This window comes from Catenulispora pinisilvae (assembly GCF_015356865.1).
GTDB lineage: Bacteria > Actinomycetota > Actinomycetes > Streptomycetales > Catenulisporaceae > Catenulispora > Catenulispora pinisilvae.
Genome location: NZ_JAAFZA010000340.1, coordinates 1 through 9,000, shown reverse-complemented (window position 1 = coordinate 9,000; position 9,000 = coordinate 1). Strand labels below are relative to the sequence as shown.

Genomic DNA, 9,000 nt, shown 5'->3' with positions numbered 1-9,000 from the left:
TCGCCGCCAAACTCAACCGGCGACCCCGCAAAGTCCTCGACTGGGATACCCCAGCCGAACGCCTCACCAAGCTACTGTCAGACCACACAACCACAACGCGTTGCGACGACCGGTAGAACTCGCCCAGCCGCCGTGACTGGCGCTTTTCGGGGCCTTGACGGGGCCTGGATGCCTCGGTAGCGTCACCGGGAATGAATCGATTCAGCAGGTACTGATCCGAACAAGCCGACGCCGACCGACCTGGCGCACGGCGCACCAAGCCGGCCGGCGGGGCCGCGTCACCTCGCGCTACTCCACGTAGCAACCCTTCGCCGAGTCGAACGCCGGGTCGCCGAAGACCGTGTCCGTGCACGGCGTGCTGCCGCTGAAGCTCCCGAAGCGGTACTTGCCGTCCACGCCGAAGGCGACCTCGTGCGTGCCGGAGAACGTGCAGTTACCGTTCTCGGCGGCGCACGCCGTCCACGTCGCGAACGTCGGCGGTGGGCCGAGCAGGTAGCAGGCCTTGGCGACGTTGGGCGTCGGGTCGCCGAAGACCGCGTCGTCGCAGGCGGTGCCGCCGCTGCCCAGGGTGGCGAACTTGTACGTGCCGTTGGCTCCGTAGGCGACCGTCATCAGGTCGCTGTAGGCGCAGTTCTGGTTCTCCGTCGCGCACTGCTGCCAGCCCGGCGACGCCGGTTGCGCCGTCTGCTCGTAGCACCACTTCGCCACGCCGCTGTCCGGGTCGCCGAACACCGTGTCCGAGCAGGCTGTGGCGTTGCTCGTCTCCAGGTAGTTGTACTGGCCGCCGGCGCCGAACGCGATCACCGAGGTCCCGGTGACCGCGCAGCTGCCGTTCTCGGCGGCGCAGCGCGTCCACGTGCCGGGCAGCCCGCGGTAGGCGATCGGCGGCGCGGTCGCCGAGGCGCTGTAGGCGACCGTGTAGGCGCCCGGAGCGACCCCGCGGAAGTAAACGTACTGACCATCAGTGTCCGCACTCGTGATGCCGGACGCCCCGACGAACGCGCTCCCGTTCCAGGCGGTCTGTCCGTTCACCGTGACCGTCCGGCTCTGTCCCCAGGTCGGCACCGCGATGACGCCGCTGGAGCCGCTGTTCGTCGAGGAGTCCACTTGCAGGCTGAAATCGCCCGCGGTGTCGTGGTCGTAGCTGGCGTGGATCTGCTTGCCGGCGGCCACCGTCAGCGTTCCCTCGACGTGCGTCAGGTCGCCCGGGTGCGGCACCACCTGGTACCCGGTCCCGGACGGCGCGGTGGGGGAGATGCCCAGCACGTCGGTGGTCAGCGCGCCGGTGGGCCCGGTCGACCAACCGTGGGCCAGGCTGGTGAAGTTGCTCGAATACGCGCTGAGTGTGCCGTTGTTCCCGTAGCCCTCCCAGAAGGTGCTGCCGGTGCCGATCGGCGACTCCAGCATGTAGCCCCACTCGTCGCGCATCATGGCGAGCGCGTTGACGTCGTCCCCGGCGGCGAAGTGCGCGTAGAGCTCCATGGAGCCGGAGAACGGCGAGATGTTGTCGTTGAACTCAGGGGCCTGAGCCCCCAGGCTGTTCCAGTTGCCGCGCAGGTGCGCCATGATCGCAGAGGCCTGCGAACTCGACGCCAGTCCGTACCAGACCGCCAGCGAGTTCCCGTCCTGCGGATACAGCGTGCTGCTCGGGTTGTCCTTGTACGCGCCGGTGCCGGAGTCCCACAGCGTGGCGTTGACGGCCGTCTTGAGGCTCGCGGCCTTGCCCGCGTAGGCCGAGGCCAGCGAGCTGTCGCCCTCGGCCGTCGCCAACGAGGCGCCGGTGGTCAGCGCCTGGTAAAGCAGGGCATTGGCTTCGATGTTCTCGCCGCCCTGGTCGCCGCGGGCCCAGTCGCTGGTGTTGGTGACGTTCAGCAGGTTGTCGCCGCCGATCTTGGCGGTGATGAAGCTCATGCCGAGCTGGTACTTGCTCCAGATGCCGTCCAGCCAGGCCTTGTCGGAGGTGTCGAGGTAGTACGAGTACGTCCCGATCAGCGTCCACATGTGGTACGTGTCCGAGCCGTAGAAGCTGAACTCGGGCCCGCTGTAGGGCAGCTCGCCGGTCGACTTCTGGTTCTGGTACATCGTCGTCAGCGAGTTGCGGATGGCGAGCAGATCGTCGGTGCTCACGTACGCGGTGGTCGTCGAGATGCCCATGTCGCCGGGCCACACGGTGCGGTCCCGCTTCGCGCCGTCGGTGAGCACCTCGGTGCCGGTGCCGATGACGCCGTTGTTCTCCCATCCCGACGCCGGCGGCGGCCACACCCGGCCCTCGGTGGGATCGATGGTGTCCAGCTGTGTGGTGTAGGCGCCGGCGTACCAGATGCGGTTCAGCGTGTCGTCGTTGGAGCAGAAGTAGTCGGGGTACGCGGCCGGGTCCGAGGCGTTGGGGGCGGCCGAGAACGCCAGTGAGACGCCGTTCAGATCGGCGTAGCCGCCGGAGTTCAGGAAGAGTGTCAGGTACCTGAATCCGCCGCGCAGTTTGTCCTTCGGCATGGTGTAGCCACCGCCGCCGGCCGGAACGGACGCGGACAGGAACCCGTCCGCACCGCCGCCGCTGGAGGCGTCGCTGGTGTTGCCGACGAACAGGCTGGACTCGGAGAACGCCAGCCCGATGCTCTGCGAGGAATCGCTGGCGTCCGCGAAGTCCACCGTGACCAGGCCGGCGACGTCCTTGCCGAAGTCGAGCGTCACGGCGGAACCGTTTCCGGTGAGCCGGGTGTCCTGGCCGCTCAGAAGCGCTGAGGCGTTGCCGACGTTGCCGTTCGTCGTGGCGACGGCGACCGGGTTCACCGTTCGTGAGGTGGGGGACAGGTTGTCGGCGGCGCACGGGTTCGCAGCGAGCTTCTTCGCCGCGGGGTGAGCGGTGGCCGCGGGCGGTGCCGTGGCCGCGTGGACCGGCGCCGGATCGCCGACAGCGGTGCCGACGCCGCCGAAGGCCAGCCCGAGCGCGAGCACGGCGATCGGTATGTGTTTCACGGTTCTCCCTTTCCTGAAACGTTTTTGGGCAAGGGGGAGCGAGGCAGCTGGAAGCCGCCGATGCGTGCAGTGTGCGAGGGTCCCGCTGATGGATTAAATCGATTCAATCCTCGAATTCACCGGGGATGCTACTCCCGCCCGTGACCGGCGGCCAGAGTCTGCGGGCAAAGAATCAGAAGTCTGTGATCGGCGAGGTGGGAGCCTTGACAGCCCCCAGCGTGAGGCGTAAAACCAACACGAACAAAGAGAAACGGCGTGGAAACCAAATCGCCGTCGCATCGCATGACGGCGAGCACACTGGGGTGGCCCATGTACGCAGAGGAACGACAGCAGGCGATCCTGCACAAGGCACGCGTCGACGGCCGGGTGGACGTCGTGGTCCTGGCCGAGCATCTGACCGTGACCACGGAGACCATCCGCAGGGACCTGACGGCCCTGGAACGCGCCGGTCTCGTGCGCCGGGTCCACGGCGGGGCGATCCCGGTCGAACGGCTCGGTTTCGAGCCGGCGCTGGCCGTCCGGGACCAGAGCATGACCGCGGAGAAGGAGCGGATCGCCAAGGCGGCGCTGGCCGAACTCCCCGACGAGGGATCGGTCATCATCGACGCCGGGACGACCACCGGGCGGCTGGCCACGATCTTGCCGGCCGACCGGGAGCTGACCGTCGTGGTGAACGCCCCGGCGCTGGCCGCGCAGCTGGTCGCCCGGCCCAATCTCACGGTCCTGATGCTCGGCGGCCGGATCCGGGGCCGCACGCTGGCCGCGGTGGACGAATGGGCCCTGGCCCCGTTGTCCCAGCTGTGTGTCGACGTGGCCTTCATCGCCACCAACGGCGTCTCGGTGGCGCGGGGTCTGACCACCCCGGATCTGGCCGAGTCGGCGGTGAAGCGGGCGATGATCGGCGCCGCCCGGCGCACCGTGCTGCTGGCCGACCACACCAAGGTCGGCAACGACTGCATGGCCCGCTTCGGCCGGCTGGCCGACGTCGATCTGTTCATCACCGACACCGGTCTGGACGAGGAGACCGCCGCCGACTTCGGCGGCGCCGGGGTGCGGGTGGTCCGGGCATGATCGTCACCCTGACCCTCAACCCGAGCCTGGACCGCACGCTCACGCTCCAGACGCTGCGCCTGGGCGAAGTGCTGCGCGCCACCGGTGCCCGGATCGACCCCGGCGGCAAGGGCGTGAACGTGACCCGGGTGCTGCGCGCCTTCGACGTCGGCTCGCACGCGGTGATCCCGTGCGCCGGGCCGGACGGGGAGGAACTGGTGCGGCTGCTGAGCAAGGCCGGGGTACCGGTGACCGAGGTCCCGGTCGGCGGCTGGACCCGGTCGAACATCACGCTGGTCGAGGCGGACGGCCGGGCCACGAAGGTCAACGCCCCGGGCGGGGCGCTGACCGGGCAGGAGGTGGCGCTGCTCGCCGAGACCGTGCTGGACCGGTGCTTGTCACAGAGCGCTGATATATCGGGCCGCACCCGCGCCTCCTGGGCCGTGCTCTCCGGCAGCCTGCCGCCGGGCGTCCCGGACACCGTCTACGCCGAGCTGACCGCGCTGTTCGCCGAGCACGGCGTCCGGGTCGCGGTCGACACCAGCGGCGCGGCGTTGCTGGCGACGCTGGACGCCGGCCCGGACCTGATCAAGCCGAACCGGCAGGAGCTGGCCGCGGCCGTCGGGACCCCGCTGAACAGCATCGCCGACGTCGTCGCGGCGGCCGACAAGCTGTTGTCCCGGGGCGTCAAAACGGTGCTGGCCAGCCTCGGCGCCGACGGCGCGGTCCTGGTCGACTCCGCCGGCGCGGTGCTCGGCACCGCCGACCCGATCGAGCCGCAGAGCACCGTCGGCGCCGGCGACGCGCTGCTGGCCGGGTTCCTGGCCGCCGGCGCGAGCGGTGCCGACGCCCTGGTCGAGGGCATGGCCTGGGCCCGGGCCGCCGTGGGGCTGCCCGGCAGTCAGATGCCGGATCCCTCGGACGTGAGCCGGGAAGGAATCCGGGTCGTCCGCGACCCGGGAGGTAAACCGGTGGGCGCGGTCCACCTCGCCGACAACGGCTGACAGCACTTTCACCACTTTCACCGCTTTCATCGCCACCGCACGCCACGCACAGCAAATGAGGAACAAACCCAACGATTTCCCTTGACGTCCCTAGGAGGACGACATGTCTTCGATGGCTTATACGCCGGCTCCCACCGGCACCGGACTGAAAGCCACAGTCCAGAAGTTCGGCTCGTTCCTGGCCTCGATGGTGATGCCGAACATCGGCGCGTTCATCGCCTGGGGCCTGATCACGGCCCTGTTCATCCCCACCGGCTGGATCCCGTCCAGCTCGCTGGGCCAGCTGGTCACGCCGATGATCACCTACCTGCTGCCGATGCTCATCGGCTACACCGGCGGCCGGATCGTGCACGGTCAGCGCGGCGCGGTGATCGGCGCGATCGCCACGATGGGTGTGGTGGTCGGGGCCTCGGTGCCGATGTTCCTGGGCGCGATGATCGTCGGCCCGCTGGCGGCGTGGGTGCTCAAGCAGTTCGACAAGCTCACCGCGGACCGGCTGAAGGCCGGGTTCGAGATGCTGGTCGACAACTTCTCCCTGGGTATCATCGGCGGCGCGTTCGCGGTGCTGGGCAAGTGGGCGATCGGCCCGGCGGTGAACCACGTCACCAACTGGGCCGGCACCGGCGTGAACTGGGTGCTGAACCACCACCTGCTGCCCTTCGTCAGCATCCTGATCGAGCCGGCCAAGGTGCTGTTCCTGAACAACGCCATCAACCACGGCGTGCTGGACCCGCTGGCGGTGGCGCAAAGCGCCGCGCACCACAAGTCGATCCTGTTCATGCTGGAGTCCAACCCCGGTCCGGGCCTGGGCATCCTGTGCGCCTACCTGCTGTTCGGCCCGCGCTCGCTGCGGCCCACGGTCCCCGGCGCCATCGTCATCGAGTTCCTCGGCGGCATCCACGAGATCTACTTCCCGTACATCCTGATGAAGCCGCGCCTGATCCTGGCCGCGATCGCCGGCGGGTTCGCGGGGGTCTCAGTGTTCTCCATCACCGGTGCCGGTCTGGTCGCCTCGCCCTCGCCGGGCTCGATCTTCGCCTACCTCACCGAGACCCCGCGCGGGAGCTACTTCGGGGTGCTGGCCGGAGTCGTGGTAGCCGCGGCCGTGTCGTTCGTCGTCGCCTCGCTCTTGCTCGGGTTCGGACGCGGTGAGAAGGCCGAAGAGGCCGAGGAGACAGATGACGCCGATGACGCCGGCGACGGCGCGGCTGTCCCGGCCCAGTCCTCACCCGCCTCACCTGAAGGAGCCACAGCATGACCAGCATCCCCGTCTCCGACATCAAGAAGATCATCGTGGCCTGCGACGCCGGCATGGGGTCCTCGGTGATGCTCGCCGGGACCTTGAAGCGGCAGCTGAAGAACACCGGCGTGATCGTCGAGCACGCGCAGGTCTCGGCCATCCCGGCCGACGCCGACCTGATCTTGACCCAGCGGAGCCTGGCCGAGCGGGCCCGGGCCGCGGCTCCCGGCAAGCCGGTGGTGACCTTCCAGATCTTCCTGGGCGACCCGGCCGTGAACAAGGTGGTCAAGGCCGTGAAGGAAGGCGGCACCATCGATGTCTGACACCGCTGACGGCCTGCTGACCGAGCAGGCCGTCCGGTTCGGGGTCCACGCCGCCGACCGCTACGACGCGGTCCGGCAGTGCGGCGAACTCCTGGTCGCGGTCGGCGCCGTGACCCAGGACTACGTCCCGGCGATGCGCGAGCGCGAGGACGAGATCTCCACCCACATCGGCGCCGGGGTCGCGATCCCGCACTCCACCGCCGCCGGCAAGAAGTACGTCCGGCGCGACGCGCTGGCCGTGCTGGTCCTGGCCGAGCCCGTCGACTGGGGCGAGGGCGAGCAGGTGTCTTTGTGCGTCGCCATCGCCGCCCTCGGCGACCGGCACCTGGACATCCTCGCCGAGCTCGCCGAGGTCCTGATGGACCCCGACCGGGCCGAACAGCTCCACCTGGCAACGACCGCTAGCGAAGTGATCCGGCTGCTCCAGCCGGCTCCGAAAGGCAGAGAACGTATGAAGGCCGCTGTGTTCCATGGACCCGGGGACGTCCGGATCGAGGAGGTGCCCGAACCCACTCCCGCCGCCGGCGAGGTGAAACTCAGGGTGCTGGCTTGCTCGATGTGCGGGACCGATCTGAAGATCTTCCGCTCCGGGCACTTCCGCATCGCCCCGCCCCGGGTGATGGGGCACGAGATCGCCGGTGAGATCGTCGAGATCGGTGCCGGCGTCGAGGGCTGGGCGCTGGGGGACCGGGTGCAGGTGATCGCCGCGATCCCGGACGGCACCTGCGAGGAGTGCACGCGCGGGCACCAGACCGTGTGCCTGAACCAGGAGTCGATGGGCTACCAGTACGAGGGCGGCTTCGCCGAGTTCATGGTGGTGCCGCCGAGCGTGCTGGCCGTGGACGGGATGAACCGCATCCCCGAGGGCGTGGGCGCCGACGAGGCCTCCGTCACCGAACCGCTGGCCTGTGTGCTCAACGGCCAGGAACTGGCCGGGGTCGGTCCCGGCGACGTGGTGGCGGTCTTCGGCGCCGGCCCGATCGGCTGTCTGCACGTCCGGCTGGCCCGCTCCCGCGGCGCGGACCGCATCATCATGATCGAGGTCAACCGCGACCGGCTCCAGTTGGCCGCCGACCTGGTCCACCCGGACGACACGGTGTGCGCCGAGGACGGCGACATCATCGAGCAGGTCCGCAAGCTCACCGACGGCCGCGGCGTGGACGTGGTGATCACCGCCACCGCCGCCGGTGCCGCCCAGGAACAAGGACTCCAGATCGCCGCCCCGCGCGCCCGCGTCAGCTTCTTCGGCGGCCTGCCCAAGGACAAGCCGACCATCACCTTGGACTCCAACCTGGTCCACTACCGCGAGCTGACGATCGTCGGCGCCAACGGCTCCAGCCCCGCCCACAACGCCCGCGCGCTGGAGCTCATCGCCAGCGGCGAGGTTCCGGTCAAGGACCTGATCTCCGTGCGGCTGCCGCTGGAGCGGGTGCTGGACGGCCTGGACATCGTGGCCAAGGGCGAGGCCATCAAGGTCACCATCGAACCCTGAGCCGGGCTCGAACCGAGGACAGGGACGAGGAGAAGGACATGGTTGAGCGCACCGTCGTCGTCGGATCCACCAGCGGGCTGCACGCCCGCCCGGCGAAGCTGCTGGTGACGGCCGCCAAGGAGCAGCCGGCGACGGTGCGGCTCCGGATCGGCGACCGCCCGGCGATCGACGCCCGCAGCATCCTCGCGGTGCTCGCGGCGGGAGTGAAGCAGGGCACGGAGGTCACGCTGGAGGCCGATGGCGACGGCGCCGAGGCGGCCGTCGCCGTCCTCGCGGACCTGATCGCTCGGAATCTGGACGAGGAGGGGGACGGGAATGAGTGAGCGGGGGCTCGGGGGCGGTGCGCAGCCCCGTGGCGCGGCCGTGGTCGGCACGCAGGCAGCCGCGGATCTCGGCGCCGGGCGATCGGCGGCCGGTGCGGTGCCTGCCGAAGCGGCCGGTGCGGTGCCCGGTGGCGGCGCGGTCAGCGCCGCTCATCAGCCCGCTGCCATCTCGGTGCTCAGCGGCGTCGGCGTGAGCGCGGGCACGGCGATCGGTCCAGTCGTGCGTATGACCGCCCCGGCGCCCCTCCCGCAGCCCCGGCCTGTGGCCGATGCCGCCGCCGAGCTGTCCGCCGCCGAACGCGCGGTGGCGGAGCTCGCCGCGGACCTCACCGCCCGCGCCGAGCGCCTGTCCGGCGAGGCGAAGGAGATCCTCGAAGCCCTGGCGATGATCGCCGAGGACCCGACCCTCGCCGACGATGTCCGGCGGCGCGTCGCGGCCGGCACCGACGCGCCGCACGCCCTCACCGAAGCCTTCGACGCCCAAGCCGACCTGCTCCGCGAAGGCGGCGGCTACCTCGCCGAACGCGCCGCCGACCTCGAAGACCTCCGCGACCGCGCCGTGGCCGCCGTCCTGGGCCGCCCCATCCCCGGC

At 70.1% G+C, this 9,000-nt stretch carries 8 protein-coding genes and 1 pseudogene; 8 read left to right on the top strand and 1 reads right to left on the bottom strand.

Annotation, left to right across the window (positions count from 1 at the left end):
* Nucleotides 1–288: 288 nt before the first annotated feature.
* Nucleotides 289–2,976, bottom strand: a complete 2,688-nt coding sequence (locus tag IZR01_RS45775; protein WP_194927482.1) for an alpha-L-rhamnosidase-related protein — start codon at nt 2,974–2,976, stop codon at nt 289–291.
* Nucleotides 2,977–3,285: 309 nt separating this feature from the next.
* Between IZR01_RS45775 and IZR01_RS45770 the strand changes: the two genes are divergently transcribed.
* The 8 genes and pseudogenes from IZR01_RS45770 to IZR01_RS45740 form a co-directional block, all read left to right on the top strand.
* Nucleotides 3,286–4,047 (top strand): DeoR/GlpR family DNA-binding transcription regulator, encoded by a 762-nt coding sequence (locus IZR01_RS45770; protein WP_194897818.1) that lies wholly within the window; start codon nt 3,286–3,288, stop codon nt 4,045–4,047.
* Nucleotides 4,044–5,030: a 1-phosphofructokinase family hexose kinase gene (locus IZR01_RS45765; protein WP_194897819.1), complete on the top strand. Its 987-nt coding sequence runs from the start codon at nt 4,044–4,046 to the stop codon at nt 5,028–5,030. The genes IZR01_RS45770 and IZR01_RS45765 overlap by 4 nt, the downstream gene beginning before the upstream one ends.
* Before the next feature lie 103 nt (nt 5,031–5,133).
* Nucleotides 5,134–6,288 (top strand): mannitol-specific PTS transporter subunit IIC, encoded by a 1,155-nt coding sequence (gene mtlA / locus IZR01_RS45760; protein ID WP_228555604.1) that lies wholly within the window; start codon nt 5,134–5,136, stop codon nt 6,286–6,288.
* Nucleotides 6,285–6,593: a PTS sugar transporter subunit IIBC family protein gene (locus IZR01_RS51780; protein ID WP_228555605.1), complete on the top strand. Its 309-nt coding sequence runs from the start codon at nt 6,285–6,287 to the stop codon at nt 6,591–6,593. The genes mtlA and IZR01_RS51780 overlap by 4 nt, the downstream gene beginning before the upstream one ends.
* Nucleotides 6,586–7,008: pseudogene (locus IZR01_RS54605) on the top strand (PTS mannitol transporter subunit IIA); the annotation flags it as partial. The gene IZR01_RS51780 and the pseudogene IZR01_RS54605, both read left to right, overlap by 8 nt.
* 36 nt (nt 7,009–7,044) lie before the next feature.
* Complete coding sequence (locus IZR01_RS45750; RefSeq protein WP_194897821.1) at nt 7,045–8,085, top strand: zinc-dependent dehydrogenase; 1,041 nt, start codon at nt 7,045–7,047, stop codon at nt 8,083–8,085.
* 38 nt (nt 8,086–8,123) lie between these two features.
* A complete protein-coding gene (locus tag IZR01_RS45745) occupies nt 8,124–8,408 on the top strand; it encodes an HPr family phosphocarrier protein (RefSeq protein ID WP_194897820.1) in 285 nt (94 codons plus the stop codon).
* A partial coding sequence (locus IZR01_RS45740) for a phosphoenolpyruvate-utilizing N-terminal domain-containing protein (protein WP_323747287.1) occupies nt 8,401–9,000 on the top strand: 600 nt, incomplete at its 3' end. The genes IZR01_RS45745 and IZR01_RS45740, both read left to right, overlap by 8 nt.

What these genes read in the sequence shown, in the direction of transcription:
- IZR01_RS45770 (WP_194897818.1), top strand. Translation starts at nt 3,286, where the DNA reads ATGTACGCAGAGGAACGACAGCAGGCGATCCTGCACAAGGCACGCGTC.
- IZR01_RS45765 (WP_194897819.1), top strand. Translation starts at nt 4,044, where the DNA reads ATGATCGTCACCCTGACCCTCAACCCGAGCCTGGACCGCACGCTCACG.
- mtlA (WP_228555604.1), top strand. Translation starts at nt 5,134, where the DNA reads ATGTCTTCGATGGCTTATACGCCGGCTCCCACCGGCACCGGACTGAAA.
- IZR01_RS51780 (WP_228555605.1), top strand. Translation starts at nt 6,285, where the DNA reads ATGACCAGCATCCCCGTCTCCGACATCAAGAAGATCATCGTGGCCTGC.
- IZR01_RS45750 (WP_194897821.1), top strand. Translation starts at nt 7,045, where the DNA reads ATGAAGGCCGCTGTGTTCCATGGACCCGGGGACGTCCGGATCGAGGAG.
- IZR01_RS45745 (WP_194897820.1), top strand. Translation starts at nt 8,124, where the DNA reads ATGGTTGAGCGCACCGTCGTCGTCGGATCCACCAGCGGGCTGCACGCC.